This window comes from Herbaspirillum rhizosphaerae (assembly GCF_046025915.1).
GTDB lineage: Bacteria > Pseudomonadota > Gammaproteobacteria > Burkholderiales > Burkholderiaceae_D > Herbaspirillum > Herbaspirillum rhizosphaerae_A.
In genome coordinates this window covers 215823-240552 of the sequence record NZ_JAQQFR010000008.1, presented here as the reverse complement: position 1 = coordinate 240552, position 24730 = coordinate 215823, and the positions used below count along the sequence as shown (strand labels likewise).

Below are 24730 nucleotides of genomic sequence, written 5' to 3'. Positions count from 1 at the left end.
ACTACTCAGAGAAACGGATATCTCTCCGATGAAAATCACCAAACTGACCACCTTTATCGTTCCACCGCGCTGGTGCTTCCTGAAGATTGAAACCGACGAAGGCATCGTCGGCTGGGGCGAACCGGTCGTCGAAGGCCGCGCGCACAGCGTCGCTGCCGCCGTGGAAGAACTCGCCGACTATCTGATCGGCAAAGATCCGCGCCACATCGAAGATCACTGGACCATCCTTTATCGCGGCGGTTTCTACCGCGGCGGCGCCATCCACATGAGCGCACTGGCCGGCATCGATCAGGCCTTGTGGGACATCAAGGGCAAGGCGCTCGGCGTTCCGGTCAGCGAATTGCTGGGCGGCCCGGTGCGTGACAGCATTCGCGTGTATTCGTGGATCGGTGGCGATCGTCCGGCCGACACGGCGAAGGCTGCCAAGGACGCCGTCGCACGCGGCTTCACCGCCGTCAAGATGAACGGTACCGAAGAACTGCAATTCATCGACACCTATGACAAGGTCGAAGCCACGCTGGCCAACGTCGCCGCCGTGCGTGAAGCCGTCGGTCCGAACATCGGCATCGGCGTCGACTTCCACGGCCGCGTGCACAAGCCGATGGCAAAAGTCCTGATCAAGGAACTGGAACCGTACAAACTGATGTTCATCGAAGAACCGGTCTTGAGCGAAAACTACGAAGCCCTGAAAGAAATCGCGCATCTGACCGCGACGCCAATCGCGCTGGGCGAACGTCTGTATTCACGCTGGGATTTCAAACGCATTCTCAGCGAAGGCTACGTCGACATCATTCAGCCCGACGTCTCGCACGCCGGCGGCATTACTGAAACACGCAAGATCGCCACCATGGCCGAAGCCTACGACGTCGCCCTTGCGCTGCACTGCCCGCTCGGCCCGATTGCGCTGGCAGCCTGCCTGCAGGTCGATGCGATTTCGTACAACGCCTTCATCCAGGAACAAAGCCTCGGCATTCATTACAACGAAAGCAATGACTTGCTCGACTACGTCACCAAGCCGGAAGTGTTCAGCTACAAAGATGGCTATGTGACAATTCCGAACGGGCCGGGGCTGGGAATTGAAATCAATGAAGAGTATGTGAAGCAGCGTGCAGAAGTCGGTCATCGCTGGCGCAACCCCATCTGGCGACACAAAGACGGCAGCTTCGCCGAATGGTAAAACCTGTCCGGGGTCCTACTGCGGAGCCATGATCCACCACCGTACGGTGCTCAGGATCCTCACGTACCTGAAGTACGTTCCGGTCCTTGCGCTCCGGTCGGCGGCGGCTGATGACTCCTCGCTACGGACCGCGAACAGGTTTCGATCTCTTTGAGTTCGCACGATTCTCTTCAATATATTTCACCAATGCGGCCCGCATCTGCTCAGCAGAGCGGGCCGCAGCCACGTAAAATAGCGGTTTCCTTCCGCAGTAAAACCCATCAGGACTTTCAAGCATGCATTGGCCCCTCTTCGCCCTCGCCGTCGCTGCCTTCGGCATCGGCACTACAGAATTTGTGATCATGGGGCTGTTGCCGGATGTCGCACGCGACCTCGGCGTGTCTGCACCGGCAGCGGGCATGCTGGTGTCGGGCTATGCGCTGGGCGTGGCAGCGGGTGCGCCGGTGCTGGCGATCCTCACCGCCAAGTGGCAGCGCAAGCGTGCACTGGTCGGCCTGATGTGCCTGTTCATTCTCGGCAACGTGCTGTGCGCGATTGCGCCCAACTACAACTTCCTGATGGTGGCGCGCGTGGTGACGGCGTTTTGTCATGCAGCTTTCTTCGGTATCGGTGCGGTCGTGGCGGCAGAGCTGGTACCGCGTGAAAAGCGCGCCCAAGCCGTGGCGCTGATGTTCACCGGCCTCACGGTCGCCAACATTCTTGGCGTGCCTTTCGGCACGGCGTTGGGACATGCAGCGGGCTGGCGTTCGACTTTCGGTGCGATTACCGTGATTGGTCTTGCCGCCGTCATCATGCTGTGGGTCTGCCTGCCGAAGAAAATCGCCATGCAAGGCGGCAGCATCTTCAAGGAATTCCGCGCCATCATTCATCCGCAAGTTCAATTGGCGCTGCTGACCAGCACGCTGGCCTCGGTCAGCATGTTCAGCGTGTTGACGTATATCGCCTACATCCTGCTCGACGTCACCGGTTTCACCGCGCATCAGGAAAGCTGGGTGCTGCTGCTGTTCGGTGCAGGCATTACCGTCGGTGGACTGATCGGTGGACGTCTTGCCGACTGGCGATTGATGCCGGTGCTGTTTTCGATGTTCGTCTGCATCGCGCTCATCCTCGTGCAATTTTCGTGGAGCAGCCACTACCAGTTGCCGACGCTGATCACCATGTTCATCTGGGGCGCGTTCTCGTTTGCAGTCGTGCCTGCAGCACAGATTCGGGTGCTGGATAAGGCCAAGGACGCGCCAAATCTGGCATCGACCCTCAATCAAGGCGCCTTCAACGTGGGCAATGCCACCGGTGCATGGCTGGGCGGGCTGGCGATTTCGGCGGGTCTTCCGTTGACCGATTTGCCGCTGCTGGGCGCGGGCGTGTCGGTACTGGGTTTCCTGACAGTGCTGACGTCGGCGATGCTGGACCGCCGAGCGGCGAGAGCGCTGGTGTAAAAAGTTCTGTCGACGCATCAATGAAAAACACCCCTTCGCACAATTGCCAAGGGGTGTTTTTCATAGCGGTCGCGGAAACAACAGCGATATCAACTGCCCATCAACGGAGAAAGTGGTTGTAGGCCACCAGTACCAGCACCGCACCGATCACCGACAGGATCAAGCCTGCCGGATGGAAGAACGCGCCATCAGCAGGCTTGCTGAACAAGCGGGCAATCAGGCCGCCGACCACCGAGCCGACGATACCCAGCACGCCAGTCAGCAAAATGCCGAAATGCTCGCTCCCCGGCACAACAAGGCGAGCAATCGCGCCGACAACAATACCAACGATGAACATCAAAATGTAATGCATGATTTACCTTCGAAAAATAAGGAACATATCGATTGATTTGAAAAAATCAGACAATCGACGCCTTGCCTGAGAGACTCCTCCTGCAGTCTGCAGTAGCCTTCTCAAGGGCTGGATCAACAACGATGCCCCGATAATCCGTGTTGACGACACATTTGTAAGAAATTGAAATCCAGCTCTTTAATCACGGATTTTCTATTTACTCGTCAACAATCAATCTCTCGCTCAAAGAACATTCATCAATCCATCCCTCCTATCGCTTACTTCGGATTTGAATGCATTCCCAACAAGTACGGCTATAATTGCCGCGCCATGCGACGCTACCTGATCATTTTCCTGTTGCTCCTACTGCCGCTCCAGTTCTCCTGGGCGGCTGTGGCATCGTATTGCCAACATGAAACTGAAAGTAGTACACAGCATATCGGCCACCATGCGGCCGATGCCGGCAGCAAGCAGGATCAGACTCCCGGAAAAAAACTGAGCGAAAGCGATGACGCCGATTGCGGCTTTTGCCATTTCTCCTGCAGCAAGCCCATGAACTCGCACGCTGCGTGGCAGCCCGCCGCGCAGGACAAGAATAGTTTCATCCCCTCCCTACCCTTGCTGTACCTCTCCCATATCGGAGAATCCCCCGAAGAGCCCGACTGGACACTCGCCGCCTGAGCCGGCGAGTCGTCTTCCCGTTTCACCTCACTGCTGACCACTCGCCGAATTCCTTCCCTTTTGTTCGGAGAATTCGATGTCCCGTTATTGTTATCCCTTGGGATTGGCGCTTTTGCTCGCCGGTCCCATCTATCTTCCTGCCCATGCGCAGCTGCTAAGTGGCGAACATGCCGACTATGCAAGTCGTCAGCAAGAAGCTGCTGCGCCGCTCACGCTTGCCAACGCCATCGCGTTGGCGCTGGCCCATAACCCTGAACTCTCAGCCGCACGCCGCGAGCTGGAAGCCGTCGACGCCACCATCGTGCAGGCCGGTGCGAGGCCGAATCCGGAACTGTCGGCCTTGATGGAAGACACCCGCAAGAGCACCCGCACTACCACCTTTCAACTCAACCAAGCCATCGAACTAGGTGGCAAACGCGGTGCGCGCATCGATGCCGCGGAACGCGCCCGCGATGCTGCACATGTCGAGCTGCAAGCCAAACGCGACGACATCCGCATCACGGCGACGTCGGCATTTTTCAGCGTGCTGACAGCGCAGGAACGCAAACGCCTGGCACAGGAATCGGCTGACCTGGCAAGCAACGCCAGCGACGCCACCGCCCGTCGCGTCAGCGCCGGCAAGGTGTCACCAGTAAAGGCAAGCAAAGCCGGGGTCGCCTCTGCGGGCGCCAGATTGGAGTTGATGCAGGCCGACAGCGAACTCGATCTGGCGCGCCGTCGGCTGGCCGGTTTGTGGGGCAATCACACGCCACGCTATACGCTGGCAGAAGGCTCCGCAGAACAATTGCCGCCCTTACCGGATATCACCGATATTGCCGGGCGCAGCGCCAATGCCCCGCAACTCAGGCTCGCAAAAATTGAGGTCGAACGCCGCCTGGCGCTGACCAAAGTCGAAAGCAGCAAACGCATTCCCGACGCCACACTGAGCCTGGGCACCAAACGTGACGAAGAAGCCCGCCGCAACATGTGGGTGGTCGGTGTATCGATGCCGCTACCGTTCTTCGACAGCAATCGGGGCAACCTGGACGAAGCCTTGCGACGCACCGACAAGGCGCGCGATGAACTCGCTGCGACCGAAACCAGAGTACAGAACGAGCTGGCCCAAACCTACGCAAAGCTGCGCAACGCCCATGCTGAAGTTGCCGCTTTGCGCGGTGACATTCTGCCTGGAGCGCAAAGCGCCTATCTGGCTGCGGGCAAAGGTTTCGAGCTAGGCAAGTTCAGCTTCCTGGAAGTCCTGGACGCCCAGCGAACTTTGTTTCAGGCCAGATCGCAATACCTGCGTGCTCTGTCGGACGCCCATCTCGCCGCCGCCGAACTGGAGCGCTTGCTCGGTTCCGCAGATATCAACCCGTAATCGGATTACGCCATGACCAAGAAACAAAAACTGACTCTCGCCGCCATCGCGGTAATCACTGCGCTGTTGGCAGCGCTTATCCTCCTCAGCGGCCCGGCAAAAACAGACCCGGCGGAAAGCCATAGCGAAAGCGGCCACGATCACGCCGCAGAAAAAAACGCCAAGGACGAGCATAAAGACGACAAAAACGATCAACACGATGAGAAAGACAAACACGATGAAAAGAATGGACATGACGATCATGCGGAGGAAAACAAAATTGCCTTCAGCGACGCGCAACTGAAAACCGCCGGTATCGTTCTCGAAACCGCCGCAACGGGACGCATCCGCAATAGCCTGCAATTGCCCGGTGAAATCCGTTTCAATCAGGATCGCACCGCCCACGTCGTACCGAAAGTCAGCGGCGTGGTCGAATCGGTCAGCGCCAATCTCGGTCAGCAGGTCAAGAAGGGACAAGTACTCGCCGTGATCAGCAGCAGCGCCGTCTCCGAACAGCGCAGCGAATTGCTCAGTGCCCAGCAACGGCTGACACTGGCGCAATCCACACATGCGCGCGAGAAAAAACTGTGGGAAGAAAAGATCTCTGCCGAGCAAGACTATTTGCAAGCGGCACAGGCATTAAAAGAAGCCGAGATCGCCGTGCGCAATGCACAGCAAAAACTGGCTGCCATCGGTGTCACGGTCAGCAAGGCTTCATCCGGGCTGAACCGTTTCGAGATCCGCGCACCCTTCGACGGCATCGTGGTTGAAAAGCATCTGGCGCTGGGCGAAGCGGTCAAGGAAGACGCCAATGTCTTCACGATTTCCGATCTGAGCAGCGTATGGGTGGAAATGACGGTTGCCGCCAAGGAGTTAAATGCAGTACGCGTCGGTGAAAGCGCAATCGTCAAAGCGACCGCCTTCGATTCCAGCGCCAACGGCAAGATCGCCTATGTCGGCGCGCTGCTGGGCGAGCAAACCCGCACCGCCAAGGCGCACGTCGTACTGGCCAACCCCGGCAATGCCTGGCGGCCAGGCCTCTTCGTCAACGTCGAAGTCCTGGCGCAAGAACAAGAAACGGATGTGCCGCTGGCGATTGCCGCCGATGCGGTTCAATCGATGGAACAAAAGAACGTGGTCTTCGTCCGCGTGCCCGGCGGCTTCAACAAGCAGGAAGTCACGCTCGGCCGCAACGACGGCAAACAGGTGGAAGTGTTGAAGGGCCTCAAGGCTGGTGACATCTACGCCGCCAAAGGCAGCTTTGTCATCAAGGCAGAGCAAGGCAAAGGGAGCGCCGAACATGCACATTAACCGGCCGCATCCCCACTTCACCTCCCCCTCCGAGAGAGAAGGATACCCTCATGTTTGAACGCATCATCCGCTTCGCCATCGAGCATCGATGGCTGGTCATGCTGGCCGTCTTCGGCATGGCTGCCTATGGCGTCTACAGCTATCAGAAGCTGCCGATCGACGCCGTCCCTGACATCACCAACGTACAGGTGCAGATCAATACTTCTGCACCGGGCTATTCACCGCTGGAGACCGAGCAGCGCATCAGCTTTCCGATTGAAACAGTCATGTCCGGCCTGCCCAACCTGGAACAGACACGCTCATTGTCTCGCTACGGTTTGTCGCAAGTGACCGTGATCTTCAAGGATGGCACGGACATCTACTTTGCACGCCAGCTGGTCAACGAACGTATTCAGGAAGCACGCAGCAAGCTGCCCTCCGGCATTGATCCCGCGATGGGACCGATCTCGACCGGCCTCGGCGAAATCTACCTGTGGACGGTTGAAGCCAAAGACGGCGCGAAGAAAGCCGACGGCACGCCCTACTCACCCGCCGACCTACGCGAGATCCAGGACTGGATCATCAAGCCACAACTGCGCAATGTCGCCGGCGTGACCGAGATCAATTCCATCGGCGGCTACGCCAAGGAATATCATGTCGCCCCCTCGCCGGCCAAACTGGCCTCCTACGGCCTGACACTGCAAAACGTAGCGACCGCACTGGAACGTAACAACGCCAACGTCGGCGCGGGCTACATCGAGAAACGCGGTGAGCAATACCTGATACGCGCACCAGGCCAGGTCGCCACCATCGACGATATCCGCAACATCGTCCTCAGCAACGTGCAGGGCGTCGCCATCCGCATCCGCGACGTGGCAGAGGTCGGCATCGGCCGTGAGCTGCGCACCGGCGCAGCGACCGAGAACGGTCGCGAAGTGGTGCTAGGTACGGTCTTCATGCTGATCGGCCAGAACAGCCGCACGGTCTCGCAAGCGGTCGACAAGAAGATGACCGAGATCAACCGGTCATTGCCGGAAGGCGTACAAGCCGTCACCGTGTATGACCGCACGGTACTGGTCGACAAGGCCATCAACACCGTCAAGAAAAATCTGATCGAAGGCGCGGTGCTGGTGATTGCGGTGCTGTTCCTGTTCCTCGGCAACATCCGCGCCGCAGTGATCACGGCGACGGTGATTCCGCTGGCGATGCTATTCACCTTCACCGGCATGGTGTCGAACCATGTGAGCGCCAATCTGCTGAGCCTGGGCGCGCTGGACTTCGGCATCATCATCGATGGTGCCGTGGTGATCGTGGAAAACTGCGTGCGGCGTCTGGCGCATGCGCAGCAGCATCATGGCCGGCCATTGACGCGTAGCGAGCGTTTTCATGAAGTCTTCGCCGCTTCACGCGAAGCGCGCCGCCCGCTGCTATTCGGCCAGCTCATCATCATGATCGTGTACCTGCCGATGTTTGCGCTGACCGGCGTCGAAGGCAAGATGTTCCAGCCGATGGCCTTCACCGTGGTGGCAGCCTTGCTGGGTGCAATGATCCTGTCGGTGACCTTCATCCCGGCGGCGATTGCCTTGTTCATCGGCGACAAGGTCGACGAAAAGGAAAACGCACTGATGCGTTTTGCCAAGCGCAGCTATGCGCCCTTGCTGCAACGCTCGATGGTCAACAAGCCGATCGTGTTGTCGCTGGCCGCGGCGGTTATCGTGCTGTGCGGTTTACTGGGAACAAAACTGGGTAGCGAATTCGTCCCCAGCCTCAACGAAGGCGACCTGGCGATTCAGGCCTTGCGCATCCCCGGCACCAGCCTGACGCAATCAGTGGAAATGCAGCAGCAACTGGAACGTACGCTCAAGGACAAATTCCCAGAGATCGAGCGCGTGTTCGCCCGCACCGGCACTGCCGAAGTCGCATCCGACCCGATGCCGCCGAATATCTCCGACGGCTACATCATGCTCAAGCCACAAGACGAATGGCCAAAGCCGAGGAAAACGCAAGCCGAGTTGCAGGAGGCAATTCAAGATGCGGTGGCGGCGCTGCCCGGCAACAGCTACGAGTTTTCGCAACCGATCCAGTTGCGGTTCAACGAGCTGATATCGGGCGTGCGCAGCGACGTGGCCGTAAAAATCTTCGGCGACGACATGGACGTACTTAACGACACCGCCGTAAAAATCGCAGGTGTACTCGGCAAGGTTGCGGGCGCAACCGAAGTCAAGGTCGAGCAATCAACCGGCTTGCCCATGCTGACCGTGAAGATTGATCGTGAAAAAACGGCGCGCTACGGACTCAACATCGCCGACGTGCAAGACACGATAGCAATGGCCATCGGCGGAAAAGAAACCGGTACGTTATTCCAGGGCGATCGCCGCTTCGACATCATCGTGCGTCTGCCTGAACAGGAGCGCAACGACCTCGATGCCATCAAACGCCTGCCGATCCCCTTGCAGCACAGCGATGGCAAGGTCAGCTTCATCCCCTTGGGAGAAGTCGCCGACTTCGACATCGCGCCGGGTCCGAATCAGGTCAGCCGGGAAAATGGCAAGCGCCGTATTGTCGTCAGCGCCAACGTACGCGGCCGCGATCTTGGTTCTTTCGTCGACGATGCAGCGGGCCAGATCAGCGCGCAAGTGAAAGTCCCTGCTGGTTACTGGACTGCATGGGGCGGGCAGTTCGAGAACCTGCAATCCGCAACCCAACGCCTGCAAATCGTTGTACCGGTGGCGCTGTTGCTGGTGTTCGTGCTGCTGTTCGCGATGTTCAACAACGTCAAGGACGGTTTGCTCGTGTTCACGGGGATCCCTTTCGCACTGACCGGCGGCGTGCTGGCGCTGACCATGCGCGGCATCCCGCTGTCGATCTCCGCCGCCGTCGGCTTCATCGCTCTGTCCGGCGTCGCGGTACTCAACGGCCTGGTGATGATCGCCTTCATCCGCACGCTGCGTGAAGAAGGACGCTCACTCGACGAAGCCATCTTCGAAGGCGCGATGACGCGCTTGCGGCCGGTGCTAATGACCGCGCTGGTAGCGTCGCTGGGATTCGTGCCGATGGCGCTGGCAACAGGAACCGGGGCGGAAGTTCAGCGGCCGCTGGCGACCGTGGTAATCGGGGGGATTTTGTCGTCGACCTTGTTGACGTTGCTGGTGTTGCCGTTGTTGTATCGGTTGGTGCATGCGGGGGATTCGGAGGAAGACGCCGAGACCGGTAAATCGTCTTCATGGCATAGTCGCTTGCGAGCGTGGCTGCGGATTGGCAAGTTCAGAAATATTTCATTACCTTAAAAATAAAAAAGTCCCACAACATGATTGTTCTGGGACTTTTTCAATTTTTTGACTTGCCTGTTTCTGGCCGGTTGCAGCCTTTTCTATCTAAGGATGATCAAAGCGACAGTCACTAAACCACATAGAACGAGGATGGTTTGAGCGACGTACCATTCCTTGCGTTTCAGATATCGTCCTCGGAAAACAAAGAATTTCTGATTGCAATGCCCGCAAACTCTGGCGTTCCAAAACTCATTGGACCAAGGAGTATAAATAAAGCAATAGGGGCAGCAAAGTATTTTGCGCCTGTAAATTTCTTGCGTCGGATCTGTGTTCATCTATTAGTTCGGTTTTTAACATGACCGCTGCTGACTGAAGCCGTTCGCCACATGGTTATTTCAGATCTAGAGCATACCAGCATCGCGTAACGTCCGAGAAGCACTAATGATCGGCCTTACCGAATGGTCGCTGGAACATTGAAAATATGAAGTGCGATAGTGGAGTAAATCGAAATCTTGCCACGAGAGAATAAGACAAAGTTCAAGTCTTCGCCATCTGAAATGCGCAACTAACGCAACGCTGGTCGTACTCACGTTTTAGCCAATGCAAAAAGTCTCGCTCTCGCCACATCCTCACAACGAGGATTGGCAAGCAAGAATCGGAGTGTATCAAACGCGCGCAAGTCTCATCATGAATCCGTCTACTCTCGAATCAAGGAAATCATGAATACGCCACACGTTGTCGTCGAACCCCACATCCTGTATCTCGGAACGCCCGTTGTTTTGATCAGTACCGTCAACGAAGACGGTACGCACAATCTTGCCCCCATGTCGTCGGCTTTTTGGCTGGGTTGGCGAGGCGTGCTTGGTATCGCGTCCGCATCACAGACTACACGCAACCTTCTCCGCACGGGCGAGTGCGTCTTGAATCTTCCATCAGTCAATGAGGTAGGTGCTGTCGATCGCATCGCACGAACCACAGGCTCGTATTCCGTTTCCGAATTTAAGCAGGCTTTGGGTTACGTCTACGAACCAGATAAATTCGGCCGTGCGGGAATGACGAGAGTCGCAGCCGATACCGTCCGGGCTTCGCGCGCACTCGAATGTCCGATCCAGCTAGAAGCTGTCGTTGCGGCATCTCATGGCATCGGCGAAGACAGTGACGAACTGCGCGGTTTCATCAGTTTGATCGAAGTGCGGATCCAGCGCATTCACGTCCACCCCGATCTGCTCATGGAAGGGAACGCTAATCGAATCAATCCGGACAAGTGGTCACCACTGATTATGAGCTTCCAGAAATTCTATGGACTCAGCGGACAGGTGCACGCTTCCAGACTCGCTGAAATACCAGAAAAAGCGTACGAGCCTATAGCAAAGTTGTGAGATAAAAAAAACCTGCGACATGACTGCCGCAGGGATTTTTTTACTACGTTGCAGGATCCCGAAGATCAAGCAATCCGCTGCTCCGAAGCCGGATCAAACAACAGCGCCTTGGTCAGATCAAACGCCAGCTTCAACGGCTCATTCGGCAGAGCACCTGCGCGCGGATGCGTGCGGCATGTCACCGGCGCATCGTTGAAGCGCGCCACTACCAATGTGTCCGGGCCGGTTGGCTCGGTCAGTTCTACCGTGCAGTCGACTTCGGTCGGGCGGTAGTTGCCGTTGCTCAGTGGGTCGCCATTGCGAGCGCTCATGGCGTCAGTGACGTGTTCAGGACGGATGCCGAGGACGATGTCGCGGCCTACCCACTTTGCAACTGCATCGGTGTGGCCGTTCAGCGGCAAAGTCAGCAAGGTCTTGCGACCGCCGTGGTCGAGTTCGAACGCCGGGGCGGAGCCATCGGTGGTGAGTTTGCCACGCAGAAAGTTCATCGACGGCGAGCCGATGAAGCCGGCTACGAACAGGTTGCTCGGCGAGTCGTAGATTTCTTGCGGGCTGCCGAACTGCTGGACTACGCCATCCTTCATGACGGCGATGCGATCGCCGAGGGTCATCGCTTCGATCTGATCGTGCGTGACGTAGACGATGGTGCTGCCCAGACGTTGGTGCATGCGCTTGATTTCGGCGCGCATTTCGACGCGCAGCTTGGCGTCCAGATTCGACAGTGGTTCGTCGAACAGGAACAGCGACGGATCGCGCGCAATCGCGCGGCCCATTGCCACGCGTTGGCGTTGACCACCGGACAGCAGTGCCGGTTTACGATCCAGCAGGTGAGTGATTTGCAGGATGTTGGCGACGCGCTCGACGATTTCCTTTTGTTCAGCCTTTGGGATCTTGCGGATGCCGAGGCCGAAGGAAATGTTTTCGCGCACTGTCATGGTCGGATACAGCGCATACGACTGGAACACCATGGCGATGTCGCGTTCTTTCGGAGCGACGTTGTTGACGACGCGGTCGCCGATCATGATCTCGCCTTCGGAGACGGTCTCCAGACCGGCGATCATGTTGAGCAGCGTCGACTTGCCGCAGCCGGAGCCGCCGACCAGGATCAGGAACTGGCCGTCTTCGATTTCCAGATCGATGCCCTTGAGGACTTCATTGCCGTTCGGGTAAACCTTGCGTACGTTGCGAATTGATAAGCTTGCCATTTCTATTACATCTCCATGAATTTCTTCTTGAACTGCTTAACCCTTGACTGCACCAGCAGTCAGGCCACGCACAAAATACTTGCCTGCCAAGATGTAGACCAGTAGCGTCGGCAGTGCAGCGATGATCGCAGCCGCCATGTTGACGTTGTACTCCGTCACGCCGGTCGAGGTGTTGACCAGATTGTTCAGCGCCACAGTGACTGGTTTTGCATCCGAACCGCCGAATACGACGCCGAACAGGAAGTCGTTCCAGATCTGCGTGAACTGCCAGATGAAGCAGACCATGAAAATCGGCAGCGACAGCGGGAAGATGATCTTGCGGTAGGTCAGGAAGAATCCTGCGCCGTCGATGCGCGCCGCCTTGACCAGCTCTTCCGGCACGGTCACGTAATAGTTGCGGAAGAACAGCGTGGTGAAGGCGATACCGTAGACGATGTGCACGAAGATCAGACCCGGCGTGGTGTTGGCCAGATCGAACATGCCCAGCAAACGCGCCATCGGCAGAATCACCACCTGAAACGGAATAAAGCAGCCGACCATGAGCGCGGCGAACAATGCTTCGGATCCGCGGAAGCGCCAGTGCGCCAACACGTAGCCGTTGAGCGAACCGATCAATGTCGAGATCAGCACGGCCGGGATCGTCATCTTCAGCGAATTCCAGAAGAATGGCGCCAGGCCGCCGCAGTCAACGCCGGTGCAGGCGCTGTCCCAGGCTTTGCCCCAAGCAGCGGTGGTCGGCGACATCGGCAGCGCCAGTAGATTGCTGCTACGGATCTCGTCGAGCGACTTCAGCGACGTCGTGATCATTACGTATAGCGGCGCGAGATAGTACAGGCCCACCAGCACCAGCAACACATAGATCAGCACGCGGCCGATGGTGAGCGGCTTGCGCTCCTGGTTCGGGTTCCCTTTTGAGGCGAAGGTATCAACGGCCATTGCGGGTTCCTTTCGTTTCCAGATACATCAAAGGCACCAGCACGGCCAGCACGGTCGCCAACATCATCACGGCGGAAGCGGCGCCAAGGCCTAACTGTCCACGCGTGAAAGAGAACTGATACATGAAAATCGCCGGCAAGTCCGTCGAGGTGCCTGGCCCGCCTGCAGTCAGCGCCATGACCAGGTCGAAGCTCTTGATCGCAATGTGACCGAGCACCAGCAACACGCTGAAGAACACCGGGCGCAACGCCGGGATGACGATGCGGCGATAGATGGTCGGCAAGCTCGCGCCGTCGACCATCGCCGCCTTGATGATGGAGTCGTCGATACCGCGCAAACCGGCCAGAAACAGCGCCATCACAAACCCAGACGACTGCCACACACCGGCAATGACGACGGTGTAGATCGCCATGTCGGAGTTGACCAGCCAGTCGAAGCTGAAGTTGGCGAAGCCCCAGTCGTGCATCATTTTTTCCAGGCCGAGGCCGGGATTGAGAATCCACTTCCATGCAGCGCCGGTCACGATGAAAGACAGCGCCATCGGATACAGGTACACGGCGCGCAATGCGCCTTCGGCACGGATTTTCTGATCCAGCAGAATCGCCATGAACAGGCCGATGGCCAGACACAGCAAGATAAACAGACCGCCAAAAATGCCGAGATTGCTGGCTGCAGTCCACCAGCGGTCGAGGGCAAACAACCGGCTGTATTGATCGAAGCCTGCGAATTCGTAGTTGGGCATCAGGCGCGAGTTGGTCAGCGACAGATAGCCTGTGAGTGCGATAAAGCCGTAAACAAATACCAGCGACAAAATGATGGTCGGTGATAAGACCAGGCGCGGCAGCCAGTTATCGGCCAGTGCGGCGAATTTTCCACTGCGCCGCAGTGCGGCTTTGCCAGCAGCGTTGTTGCCACCAGCGCCAGTCGACGACAGGGAAACTGTTGAGTTGGACATGCATGTCTCCTGAACCCGGGGAAATATCGCGAAGCCGGTCGAAAAATCTTGCCGGTCTTTCACGACGATGGGCGCCTGACCGCTGCGCCCGCCCCGTAAATACCCTGTTCGCAGGCGCCGGAGCGCACTGCGGGACAGGCCTTATTACACTGCTTCTAATTACTTCTTATTGCTTACTGAGTTTTAGCTGCTTTGGCCAGAGCTTGCACTGCGGCTTGCGATGTCATGTTGGAATTCATGAACTTGGCAATCACGTCGAACATCGCGCCTTGAGCGGCCGAGCTGACAGCCATACCGTGGGCCATGCTTGGCTCCAGGGTATTGGCTTTGCTCGATGCGGCAAAATCATCCATCGACTTGGTCGCGCAGCTGTCGAACTTGCCGCGTGGGATATCAGGACGAACCGGGATCGAACCCTTGTTCAGGTTGAACACTTCCTGGAATTCAGGGCTCATGATGGCGGTTGCCAACGTCAGCTGCGCTTTTTGCGAATCAGGATTCTTGACCTTGAACATGGCGATCGAGTCGATGTTGAAGGTGTAGGACTTCTCGGTGCCTGGTGCTGCTACGCACAGATAGTCCTTGCCTGGTTGCTTGCCGGCGGTAGTGAATTCGCCCTTGGCCCAGTCGCCCATGAATTGCATGCCGGCCTTGCCGTTGATGACCATGGCGGTTGCCAGGTTCCAGTCACGGCCTGCGGAATCCTTGTCGATGTAGGTCTTGATCTTGCCCAGTGTGTCGAAAGTCTTGACCATGTTGGCGCTGGTCAGGGCTGTCTGATCCAGTTTCACCAGAGCCTTCTGATAGAAGTCTGCGCCGCCGACGCCCAGGGCGACGGTTTCAAACACGGTGGCGTCCTGCCATGGCTGACCGCCATGGGCAACGGCGACGAAACCGGCCTTCTTGATCTTTTCAGCAGCGTCGAAGAATTCATCCCAATTTGTCGGGGTCTTGGCACCGGCTTTCTTGAGCACTTCCGGATTGATCCACAGCCAGTTGACGCGGTGCACGTTGACCGGTGCAGCGACATAGTGGCCTTGATACTTCATCACGCTCGACACCGACTTTGGCAGCAGCGAATCCCACTTGCCTGCGGTTGCGGCGGAGTCAATGTTTGCCAGCACGCCTTCTTGACCCCATTCCTGAATAGCCGGGCCCTTGATCTGGGCTGCTGTCGGAGGGCTGCCGGCGATGACGCGCGCCTTCAGGGCTGTCGTTGCGTTCTCACCCGCGCCGCCTGCAACTGCGAAATCTTTCCAGGTTACGCCCTTGGCTTCCATGATTTTTTTCAGTTCAGCAACCGATTTTGCTTCACCGCCGGAGGTCCAGTAATGCAGCACTTCCACTTCCGCGGCATACGCTACGGTGGAAGCTGCGATCAGGGTGGTGGCGATCAGACTTTTTTTAATGGCGTGCTTCAACATCATTTTTTATCTCCTGTGTTTTAAAAATTGCCGGCGAATTGCATCGCGGCAAGGTCAGCGTTCCCGGGGGAGAGAACTTGCTACTGGTTGGCGGTGCCTTGTGGACACTCTTTGCCGCATAACTTACTAGCTCACTTTACTTAAACTACAAAAAACGCCTCAATAAAATTTAATTATTAGGGCGAACTCCCGTCGCTCGCTTGTAATTGTAGTAATGCTACAGTAACATTGCAATATAAGTTTTGTTTAATTACATAGAAAATACATGCACGTCATTCAAGAAGAAGCGACTTTGTTCAATTTCGTCCTGTTTGGAGCGACAGGCGATCTGGCGATGCGCAAGATCATTCCGGCGCTGTTCTCCGCGCATCTTGACGGCAAGTTGCATCAAGACGGTCGTATCATTTGCGTTTCCAACCAGCAGTTGAGCCAAGACGCCTATCTTGACTGGGCGCATACCCAGGCCGGCGCGCATGTCAGCGAAGGTATTGCTGGTGATAATGCGAAAAAATGGCAAAGTTTTCTCGCAAGAATTGCCTATGTCGTACTCGACGCCAACAACGCCGCCGACTACACCCTGCTCGGCCAACAGCTCAATACAAAAGCCGTCACGGTGTTTTATCTGGCAACGTCGCCGAAACTGTTTGAACCGATCTGCAACCATCTGGCGGCTAGCAGTATCTCTCTCGACAATGCCCGCGTCGTGCTGGAAAAACCGCTGGGCCATGACCTGCAGTCCTCGCGCGCGATCAACGACGCCGTGGCGCGCGTGTTCGCGGAAGACCAGATTTATCGCATCGATCACTATTTAGGCAAGGAGTCGGTCCAGAACCTGCTGGCCCTGCGCTTTGCCAACAGCCTGTTTGAACCGCTGTGGAGACGCGAGTCGATCGAACATGTGCAACTGACCATCGCCGAGCAGCTTGGGGTGGAAGGCCGCGGCGAGTTCTACGACGGCACCGGCGCATTGCGCGATATGGTGCAAAACCATTTGCTGCAGCTGCTGTGCATGGTAGCGATGGAACCTCCGACCTCGCTTGATGCCAATGCTATACGGGATGAAAAAGTTCGCGTGCTGCGCGCCCTGAAACCGTTCAGCCGCGAAGATCTGGAATCGCACGCCGTGCGCGGCCAATACGCCGCCGGCGCAGTGCGCGGTCAGCCGGTTGTCGGCTATCACCAGGAAGCCGGCATTCCGACGCAATCCAAGACAGAGAGCTTCATTGCTCTGCATGCCGAAATCAATAACTGGCGCTGGGCCGGCGTGCCGTTTTTCTTGCGCACCGGCAAACGCCTGGCGGAACGCACGGCGGAAATCGTGATTACTTTCCGTCCGATTCCGCACGCGATCCTGCCGATGCCGAGCGGCATCCCGACCAGCAACCGCCTGGTGATCCGCTTGCAGCCGGAAGAATCAATACAGTTGCATTGCTTTGCCAAAGAACCTGGCGACGGCATGGCGATCCAGCCGGTGGCGCTGGATCTGGCCTTTGATCAGGCGTTCAAGCAAAAGCGAGCCGATGCCTATGAGCGTCTGCTGCTGGACGTGATCCGCGGAAATCTTTCATTGTTTGTGCGGCGCGATGAGCAAGAGGCTGCCTGGCGCTGGGTCGAGCCGTTGCTCAACCACTGGCAGAGCACATCGGCCGCGCCGAAATCGTATTTAGCTGGAAGTTGGGGACCCAGTGCATCGTCGGCAATGATGTCGCGCGCCGGCGCACACTGGCCAGAAGACCGGTGATCAAATTGATAAAGCCATAACGGTCCAAATGGCACAAGCGTGCCGGTTTGACGTTGTTGCTTTAGCAAAACGGATTTGCGCAAAGCGAGCTACACTACGTGGCTGCTCTCCAGGCATACCGTTAAGAATCACCGATAACGTATAACCGTTTTTATTCGGAAAGTTTTACTACATGTCTTCAGCATCGCTCATACATGGCAGTTACAATTCGTCGAACACCTTCATGGATGGTCCGCGCTTGTTGGCTGATATCGGCGGCACCAATGCCCGTTTCGCACTGGAACGTGCGCCCGGGCAGATAGACACTATCCAGACGCTGCGCTGCGCCGATTACCCTGAGTTTTCACAGGCCGTCAAAGCCTATCTGGCGACCAATGAACACCCCGCGATTCATCACGCGGCTATCGCCATCGCCAATCCGGTGCAAGGTGATCAGATCAAGATGACGAATCACCATTGGGCTTTTTCGATTGAAGAGACGCGCAAGCTGCTCGGTCTCGATACGCTGCTGGTGGTCAATGACTTCACCGCGCTGTCGATGGCGCTACCGCATCTGGAACAGTCACACTGCATACAGGTCGGCGGCGGACAAGGACTGGAAGGCGGCGTGATCGGTCTGGTCGGTGCCGGCACCGGCCTCGGTGTAGGCGGCCTGATCCCGAGCGAAGGCCGCTGGATTGCACTCGGCAGCGAAGGCGGTCACGTCTCGTTCTCGCCTGCCGATGAAAAAGAAGCGGCGATCCTGCAATATTGCTGGCGCACTTATAAGCACGTCTCGGCTGAACGCCTGATCTCCGGCCCCGGCCTGGAAATGATTTACAGCGCGCTGTGCGAAATTAATAAAGTAAGCAACAAGATCAAGAACGCCGAAGAACTGACGGCGCCGCAAATCGTCGACCGCGCGCTGAACCAAAAAGACCCGCTGTGCCTGGAAGTAGTCGATTGCTTCTGCGGCATGCTCGGCACGCTGGCGTCCAACGTCGCCGTCACACTGGGCACATTGGGCGGTATCTATATTGGCGGCGGCGTGGTGCCGCATCTGGGCGACTACTTTGCACAATCGGCCTTCCGCGCCCGCTTCGAAAGCAAAGGGCGTTTCGACGCCTACATGCAGAAGATCCCGACCTATGTCATCACAGCGCCCTACCCGGCTTTCGTCGGCGTTGCCGCGATTCTCGCCGAGCGTCTGGGCGGCGGCAATGCCGTGCCTTTCCTGGAGCGTATCCGCAAGGCTCGCTCGCAATTCTCGCCGGCAGAAGAACGTGTCGCCAGCCTGATTCTGGCGCACCCGCGCGCCGTTATGAGCGAACCGATCTCGGAAATCGCCCGCCGCGCCAACGTCAGCCAGCCGACGGTGATCCGCTTCTGCCGCACCATGGGCTGCCAGGGCCTGGCAGACTTCAAACTGAAACTCGCTTCTGGCGTCACCGGCACCGTGCCGGTCGCGCATAGCCAGGTGCACGTGGGCGACTCGCCACTGGACGTCGGTGTCAAGGTGGTCGACAACACCATCGCGGCAATGATGGAAGTGCGCGACAGCCTCAACGCCGATACGCTGAGCAAGGTCATCGAAGTACTGAGCCACGCCACCCGTGTGGAGTTCTATGGTTTCGGCAGCTGCGGCCTGGTGGCCGAAGATGCGCAACAGAAGTTCTTCCGCCTCGGCATTCCATCGACCGCCTACACCGACCCGCAATTGCAGGAAGTGTCGGCATCGCTGCTGAAGAACACCGACGTCGCCGTGATCATCTCCAACTCCGGCCGCCTGCGCCATCTGGCAACCACGGTTGAAGTTGCAGTCAACTCCGGCGCGACCATCATTGCGCTGGCGCCAAGCAATTCGCAACTGGCCAAGCGCGCCGACTTCACGCTGGCGGTCGAGCACGACGAAGGCAGCATGATGCACATCCCGATGGTGTCGCGCATTCTGCTGCTCCTGCTGGTCGACGTACTGGCAGTGGGTGTGTCGCTGAACCGCTCCAGCCCGTTCGCCGAGCTGCAGCGCCAGGCCAAGCGCGGCATCCTGGCCCACATCGCCTCCACGCATGACGTGATCGGCGACAAGGTGTCGGCTGCCGGCGAACACACTGACGAGCGTCACGGTGAAGAAAGCGGCAAACCCAATCTGATCTCGCATACCAAGTAAGCGAGAACATCAGCTAATCAGTAATCAGTTAAGCGGCGGAGACAAAGAAGGCACGCAACGTACACAAGCCTTCTGTATAAAAAATAACCGGCAAGACCTTCGGGGCTTGCCGGTTTTTCTTTGGGCGATCTCATATATATAGAGAAGACCCGTACCTAAGAACTAAATGCCGTCAGATTAAAACTCCGTCGTCCTGACGAAAGTCAGGATCCAGCGTCGTATTAGCGCTGGTCACGACACTGGGTGCCAGCGTTCGCTGGGACGACGGCAAACTATGCAAGAAGAACCGAACAGCCCCCTCAGAACCAGTGATTGGCCTGCTTCAGATCGTCGCGCAACTCGCGGAAGCAGTGATCGGTCCATTCGCTGCGGCTGACTTCATTGCGCCGCATCAGCACGATCTTGCGCTTGAGTGTGGGAAAGCGCAGCGGCGCGACGTGCAGCGTATCGTCGCGCAGGTAGCTGGTGTACAGGCTCGGCATGATGCCAATGGCGATGCCGGAACGCACTACGCCGTACAGCGACTCGCTGTGCACCACGTGATAGCGCTTGGACGATGACAAACCATGCTGCAGCAAAGCCGCCGAGGCGAATTCCCAGACGCTGCCCTGGGTGAACAAGACAATTTCCTCACCCGCCATCTGGCGCCAGTGCACTTCCTTGGAGCCGGCCAAAGGATGCTCGCGCGACACGATCAGCACCAGTTCATCCTCGAACAAGGTCACGGTATCGAGCGATGCCGAATCCGGATCTGGCGGTTTGATGCCGACGCAAAAATCCAGCTTACCGGTATGCAGCGCCGCCAGCAGTGCGTCATTGGGCATATCCGACAACATGATTTCCACATGCTCTTCATGGGCCGCGTTGTAGCGCGCGATCACGGCGGCGGTCAGCGTGACGGCAGAAGGAATGGCGCCGATACGGATGCGATGCCGGCCTGTCCCGATCACGTGCTGGATATCGTTGAAGGTATTGGCGGCCGTATTGAGCAGATGTTTGGCGTATTCCAGCACCACCGCGCCCTGCGCCGTCAGACCGATCTGATGGGTGGTGCGGTCGAACAATTTGGTACCGAGCTGGTTTTCCAGCTGCTTGATGGAGGCGCTGAGCGCCGGCTGTGTCACGGACAACTCTTCCGCCGCCCGGCTAAAACTGTTGGTAGAAGCCAACGTTGCCAGCGCTTGAAGATGGCGCAGAGTAACCTTGTTATTGAGCTTGATCATGGCAATGGCCCGCTTTCGCCCGCCCCGTAAGCACTGCATGTTAAATACGTAGCAGATTCACACAGGATGGTTATAAGTTAAATTTATGAAATTATAAAAATAAACAAATTATATTATTTATCCAATTATCATATTCTGCATCCCGGTGGCATAACGCCTAAAACGTATTTTTTATTTTCTCGGGCTTTGCGCCCGATTTCCGGGGGGATGATGATGATGAAGCAGTGGATGATCGGCACGATGGCAATTCCAGCATTGCTGGCAGGTGCGCAGGCACAAGCGCAAAGCAAGGTGGAAATTTATGGTTTGATCTCCGGCGGTGTCGGCTATCTGAGCAATCAGGGCGGCCCGCACAATCTGGAAGCGCTGAGCGGCACCAACCAGAATCCACGCATCGGCTTCCGCGGCCAGGAAGACCTCGGCGGCGGCTCGAAAGCCATCTTCAATCTGGAAAACGGCTTCAACATGATGACTGGCGGTACTGCGCAAAACGGCCGCCTGTTCGGTCGTTTGTCGTACGTCGGCCTGAGCAACAACAGCATGGGTACCCTGACCCTGGGTCGTCAATATGAAGCGGTCAAGGACTACCTCGGCCCGGTAGTGATCGCCAGTAACGGCGTCCATATCGGCGACAACGACAACGGCTACAACAACCTGCGCGCACAGAATTCGGTCAAGTACATCAGCCCGACCTTCAACAATTTCAACGTCACTGCGCTGTATGGCTTCGGTGAAGTTGCGGGCGATACCAGCATCAACCGCGTCATGAGCATCGGTTCCGGCTACAAGAGCGAGCGCTTCAAATGGGCGGTTGCCTACACCCAGATGGATACACCGAACAGTGCCCAAAGCCCTGACGGCGCGATGTCCAACGACTACGCCAGCTCGCTGCTGATCTTCAACAAGAGCGCTGTCCACAGCACCGTCGGCGTGCAAAAGCAACGCATCCTCGGCACCGGCGGCTTTTACACCGTGGGCAATACCGATTTCGGCCTGATGTACAGCAACGTCAAGTATGACTACCTGGACAACACCAAGCTGACGCTGCAAAACCTGGACTTGAACCTCGTCCATCACATGACGCCGGCGCTGAATCTGGGCGCGTCCTACTTCTACACCGTCGGCAAGTACGACACCATCAACACCAATCCGAAGTGGCATCAGGTCAACTTCCAGGCGGATTACTTCCTGTCCAAGCGCACTGACGTCGCCATCACGTACAGCTACCAGATCGCTGCCGGCGACGCCAAGAACGCCACTATCTTCGGCTTCCCATCGTCGAGCGACAAGCACCAAGGTGTCCTGATGTTGGGCATGCGTCACGTCTTTTAAGCAAGGCCCGGGCCTGTCTTCCCATGGACAGGCCTAAAATAGGCATCGCATCTGATTATGTCTAAAGGAAATATATTTTGAAAAAAGCAAGTTTGGCGGGCATGCTTGCCCTTCTCGGTACGGGCCTGCTCACCCTGGCAGTCTCCCCAGCCCATGCTGAGAAACGGACGCTGGTATTGTCCGCCTACCCGATCGCACAGCCGCTGTTCAACAAGTACGTGTATGCACCGTTCAAGGAAAAATGCGGCTGTGAAATCGTGGTGGAAACCGGCAACAACGCCGATCGCATCGCCAAGCTGGATGCGCGTCGCGACAATCCCGTGGTCGATCTGGTGTTGTTGTCGGACTTCGGCATGCTGGAAGCCTCGCGCAAGGGATTGATCCAGCCGCTCGACTACAGCAAGCTCAAGAACTACAGCCAGATCTATCCGTTCGCGCGCAATCCTATCGGCGGCAACTACGCGGTCGGCTACACCATTTATTCCGTCGGTCTGGTGTATCGCACCGACAAGATCAAGTCGCTGACCTCGTGGAAAGACCTGTGGCGTGATGACATGAAGGGCCGCATCGCGCTGCCTGACGTCAGCACCACGCAAGGCCCGCTGGCGCTGCAAATGGCTGACATCGCCTGGGGCGGCAAGACTGAAAACTTCAGCACCGGCATGCAAAAGATTCTGGCCATCAAGAACAACGTGGTGACCTTCTCCAAGAACAGCGCACAGCTGTCTTCGCTGTTTGCACAGGATGAAATCTGGGCCGCACCGGTGGCGCGCTTCACCTGGGCGCAATTGATGAAGACCGGCATGCCGCTGAAATGGAGCATCCCGACCGAAGGTCAGGCCGCCGGCATGAACGTGATGGGTATCGTCAACAAATCCAAGAACGCCGATCTCGCTTACCAGCTGATGGATTTCTGGCTATCGAAAGAAGTGCAGACCGCGCTGGCGATGGAGCTGGTCGACTCGCCTGTGAACACTCAGGTAGTGCTGCCGAAAGACAAGGCCGAGTTCAACACTTATGGCGGCGAGCACATTGCTTCGCTCAAGTTCGTCAAACCCGAAACCTTGCTCAAGCATCGCTCGGCGTGGCTTGAACAGTGGAACAAGGGCATCAGCAAATAATGCCCTGACGGCTTCACTCAACGCCCGGGATCGAAAAACGCCATCCCGGGCTTGCGCATCTGTCATACCAAGTAAGTAGTAATGAGTAAGTAAACGGAGTCGCAACACATGGTTGCTCATGATAAAAAACGCTTAGGCATCCTGCTGGTGACGCCGGCCCTGATCTTCACGGTGGTCTGCTTCCTGCTGCCGGTGCTGGCCTTGTTGCTGGACGCCTTCCGCGTCGGTGGTCCGGACAGCGTCGATGGTGCGGCGTTGCACTGGGGTGTGGATCGTTTCGTCGCTTTTTTCTCCGAACCGCTCAATCGCCAGGTCTTCATGCGCACCTTGCGCATTGCCACGCTGGTGACGCTGTTCTCGGCGTTGCTGTCCTATCCGGCGGCACAAGCCATCGTGCGTGTATCGCCGCGCTATCGCGGCCTGGTGCTGGGCATGATGATCCTGCCGCTGATGGTGTCGCCGATTGCGCGTACCTATGCCTGGATCGTGCTGTTCGGCCGCAACGGCGCGATCAATTCCATCCTGTTGCATCTGGGCCTGACCGATGAACCGCAACGTCTGCTGTTCAGCGAAATGGCAGTCTTCGTCGGCCTGCTGCAATTGCTGCTGCCGCTGATGCTGATGTCGCTGGTCAGCTCGATGGAAAATCTCTCGCGCGACATCACGCTGGCCGCCTCCACACTCGGCGCCAATGCCTGGCAGGTATTCACCCGCGTCACGCTGCCTTTGACGCAGGAAGGTCTGATCGTTGGCGGCACGCTGGTGTTCACCGGCTGCGTCACCGCCTATGTCACGCCGGCATTGCTGGGCGGCCCCAAGGTGCTGATGCTGGAAACCCTGCTGTATCAAAAAGTCAGCGTCGAAAGCGATTTCGGCACCGCCAATGTGATCGCGGTCATCCTGGTTGCCATGACGCTCGCCGTCAACGCCGGATTGAAACGCATCTCTTCCAGCCGGAGCTCCACATGAAAGAAGGTTTATTTTCCCGCGCCATTTTGTGGCTGGTTTTTCTGTTCCTGCTGGGGCCGTTCATCATCGTCTTTCTGGCGGGGTTCAGCGCCGGCGAAACGCTGGCGTTTCCGCCGACATCCTATTCGCTGCGCTGGATCTTTGAAGTACTGGGTGCGGAGGAATTTCAGCGCGCCTTCCAGACCAGCCTCGAAATCGGCTTGCTGGCAACGGTGATTGCCTTGCTGCTCGGCGTACCGGTGGCCTACGCCATGTCGCGCATGCCGCCGCCGGGCATGGGCGCGATCAAACAAATTCTGACGTCGCCGCTGATCGTTCCGGCGATGCTGGTGGGGCTGGGTCTGCTGCGTCATTTTGTGCTGCTGGTGGATGCGCCGGTATTCCTCGGGCTGCTGGTCGGCCATATCGGCTTGCTCACCCCTTATGCAGTACGGGTGGTGTACGCCAGCCTGGTCAACCTGCGCGTCGATATCGAAGAAGCTGCGATCACGCTGGGCGCTTCCCGTGCACAGACCTTTTTCTTGATCGTGCTGCCGAATATTCGCAGCGCCGTCATTGCCGCCTTCTTCCTGGCCTTTGTCACCTCGTTCAACCAGGTGCCGGTGTCGCTGTTCCTGACAGGCCCCGGTATCAGTACCTTGCCGATCGAGATGCTGGGCCATATGGAAAACAGTTTCGATCCTTCGATCGCCGCCCTGTCGACCTTGCTGGTCTTGTTCACCATGGCCTTTGTGCTGGTGACCGAGAAGGTGCTGGGCATTTCAAAATACATGTGAGAC

At 57.5% G+C, this 24730-nt stretch carries 19 protein-coding genes; 13 read left to right on the top strand and 6 right to left on the bottom strand.

Features of this window, described 5'->3' with window-relative positions:
* The first annotated feature begins 28 nt into the window (after nucleotides 1-28).
* Both dgoD and PQR63_RS14165 read left to right on the top strand, forming a co-directional pair.
* Complete coding sequence (dgoD, locus tag PQR63_RS14170; RefSeq protein WP_094565122.1) at nucleotides 29-1177, top strand: galactonate dehydratase; 1149 nt, start codon at nucleotides 29-31, stop codon at nucleotides 1175-1177.
* A gap of 275 nt (nucleotides 1178-1452) precedes the next feature.
* The gene (locus PQR63_RS14165; protein WP_408168562.1) at nucleotides 1453-2613 is read left to right on the top strand and encodes an MFS transporter; all 1161 of its coding nucleotides are present in this window, start codon (nucleotides 1453-1455) and stop codon (nucleotides 2611-2613) included.
* Between the two features lie 100 nt (nucleotides 2614-2713).
* On the opposite strand, the gene PQR63_RS14160 is transcribed toward PQR63_RS14165, so the two are convergent.
* Nucleotides 2714-2965, bottom strand: a complete 252-nt coding sequence (locus PQR63_RS14160) for a GlsB/YeaQ/YmgE family stress response membrane protein (RefSeq protein WP_408168560.1) — start codon at nucleotides 2963-2965, stop codon at nucleotides 2714-2716.
* A gap of 162 nt (nucleotides 2966-3127) precedes the next feature.
* On the opposite strand from PQR63_RS14160, the gene czcI reads away from it, so the two are divergent.
* From czcI to PQR63_RS14135, 5 genes are all read left to right on the top strand, one after another.
* Nucleotides 3128-3625 carry a cation efflux protein, CzcI family gene (gene czcI, locus PQR63_RS14155; protein WP_408168558.1) on the top strand — a complete coding sequence of 166 codons (498 nt, stop codon included), beginning with the start codon at nucleotides 3128-3130 and terminating at the stop codon, nucleotides 3623-3625.
* 76 nt (nucleotides 3626-3701) lie between these two features.
* Nucleotides 3702-4982 carry a TolC family protein gene (locus PQR63_RS14150; protein WP_408168556.1) on the top strand — a complete coding sequence of 427 codons (1281 nt, stop codon included), beginning with the start codon at nucleotides 3702-3704 and terminating at the stop codon, nucleotides 4980-4982.
* 12 nt (nucleotides 4983-4994) lie between these two features.
* Entirely contained in the window at nucleotides 4995-6272 is a 1278-nt protein-coding gene (locus PQR63_RS14145; protein WP_408168554.1) for an efflux RND transporter periplasmic adaptor subunit, read from the top strand.
* A 50-nt stretch (nucleotides 6273-6322) separates the two neighbouring features.
* Nucleotides 6323-9538 carry a CusA/CzcA family heavy metal efflux RND transporter gene (locus PQR63_RS14140; protein WP_408168552.1) on the top strand — a complete coding sequence of 1072 codons (3216 nt, stop codon included), beginning with the start codon at nucleotides 6323-6325 and terminating at the stop codon, nucleotides 9536-9538.
* A gap of 701 nt (nucleotides 9539-10239) precedes the next feature.
* A complete protein-coding gene (locus PQR63_RS14135) occupies nucleotides 10240-10899 on the top strand; it encodes a flavin reductase family protein (protein ID WP_408168550.1) in 660 nt (219 codons plus the stop codon).
* A 65-nt stretch (nucleotides 10900-10964) separates the two neighbouring features.
* On the opposite strand, the gene PQR63_RS14130 is transcribed toward PQR63_RS14135, so the two are convergent.
* From PQR63_RS14130 to PQR63_RS14115, 4 genes are all read right to left on the bottom strand, one after another.
* The gene (locus PQR63_RS14130) at nucleotides 10965-12104 is read right to left on the bottom strand and encodes an ABC transporter ATP-binding protein (protein WP_408168549.1); all 1140 of its coding nucleotides are present in this window, start codon (nucleotides 12102-12104) and stop codon (nucleotides 10965-10967) included.
* Nucleotides 12105-12140: 36 nt separating this feature from the next.
* The gene (locus PQR63_RS14125) at nucleotides 12141-13040 is read right to left on the bottom strand and encodes a carbohydrate ABC transporter permease (protein ID WP_408168547.1); all 900 of its coding nucleotides are present in this window, start codon (nucleotides 13038-13040) and stop codon (nucleotides 12141-12143) included.
* Complete coding sequence (locus PQR63_RS14120) at nucleotides 13030-13995, bottom strand: carbohydrate ABC transporter permease (RefSeq protein ID WP_408168546.1); 966 nt, start codon at nucleotides 13993-13995, stop codon at nucleotides 13030-13032. The genes PQR63_RS14125 and PQR63_RS14120 overlap by 11 nt, the downstream gene beginning before the upstream one ends.
* A 173-nt stretch (nucleotides 13996-14168) precedes the next feature.
* On the bottom strand, nucleotides 14169-15422 hold the full coding sequence (locus PQR63_RS14115) for an ABC transporter substrate-binding protein (RefSeq protein WP_408168544.1): 1254 nt from the start codon (nucleotides 15420-15422) through the stop codon (nucleotides 14169-14171).
* A 262-nt stretch (nucleotides 15423-15684) separates the two neighbouring features.
* Here PQR63_RS14115 and zwf point away from each other — a divergent pair, with 262 nt between their 5' ends.
* Both zwf and PQR63_RS14105 read left to right on the top strand, forming a co-directional pair.
* Nucleotides 15685-17160, top strand: coding sequence for a glucose-6-phosphate dehydrogenase (gene zwf / locus PQR63_RS14110; RefSeq protein ID WP_408168543.1), 1476 nt, complete (start codon nucleotides 15685-15687; stop codon nucleotides 17158-17160).
* Nucleotides 17161-17332: 172 nt separating this feature from the next.
* Nucleotides 17333-19306: a glucokinase gene (locus PQR63_RS14105; RefSeq protein WP_408168541.1), complete on the top strand. Its 1974-nt coding sequence runs from the start codon at nucleotides 17333-17335 to the stop codon at nucleotides 19304-19306.
* Nucleotides 19307-19605: 299 nt separating this feature from the next.
* On the opposite strand, the gene PQR63_RS14100 is transcribed toward PQR63_RS14105, so the two are convergent.
* Nucleotides 19606-20529, bottom strand: a complete 924-nt coding sequence (locus PQR63_RS14100) for a LysR family transcriptional regulator (protein WP_408168540.1) — start codon at nucleotides 20527-20529, stop codon at nucleotides 19606-19608.
* A gap of 228 nt (nucleotides 20530-20757) precedes the next feature.
* Between PQR63_RS14100 and PQR63_RS14095 the strand changes: the two genes are divergently transcribed.
* The 4 genes from PQR63_RS14095 to PQR63_RS14080 all read left to right on the top strand — a co-directional run bounded on the left by PQR63_RS14095 (nucleotide 20758) and on the right by PQR63_RS14080 (nucleotide 24727).
* Nucleotides 20758-21861, top strand: a complete 1104-nt coding sequence (locus PQR63_RS14095) for a porin (protein ID WP_408168595.1) — start codon at nucleotides 20758-20760, stop codon at nucleotides 21859-21861.
* Between the two features lie 101 nt (nucleotides 21862-21962).
* On the top strand, nucleotides 21963-22982 hold the full coding sequence (locus PQR63_RS14090; protein ID WP_408168594.1) for an ABC transporter substrate-binding protein: 1020 nt from the start codon (nucleotides 21963-21965) through the stop codon (nucleotides 22980-22982).
* A 108-nt stretch (nucleotides 22983-23090) separates the two neighbouring features.
* Nucleotides 23091-23951: an ABC transporter permease gene (locus PQR63_RS14085; protein WP_408168537.1), complete on the top strand. Its 861-nt coding sequence runs from the start codon at nucleotides 23091-23093 to the stop codon at nucleotides 23949-23951.
* Nucleotides 23948-24727 carry an ABC transporter permease gene (locus PQR63_RS14080; RefSeq protein WP_408168536.1) on the top strand — a complete coding sequence of 260 codons (780 nt, stop codon included), beginning with the start codon at nucleotides 23948-23950 and terminating at the stop codon, nucleotides 24725-24727. The genes PQR63_RS14085 and PQR63_RS14080 overlap by 4 nt, the downstream gene beginning before the upstream one ends.
* Nucleotides 24728-24730 lie beyond the last annotated feature (3 nt).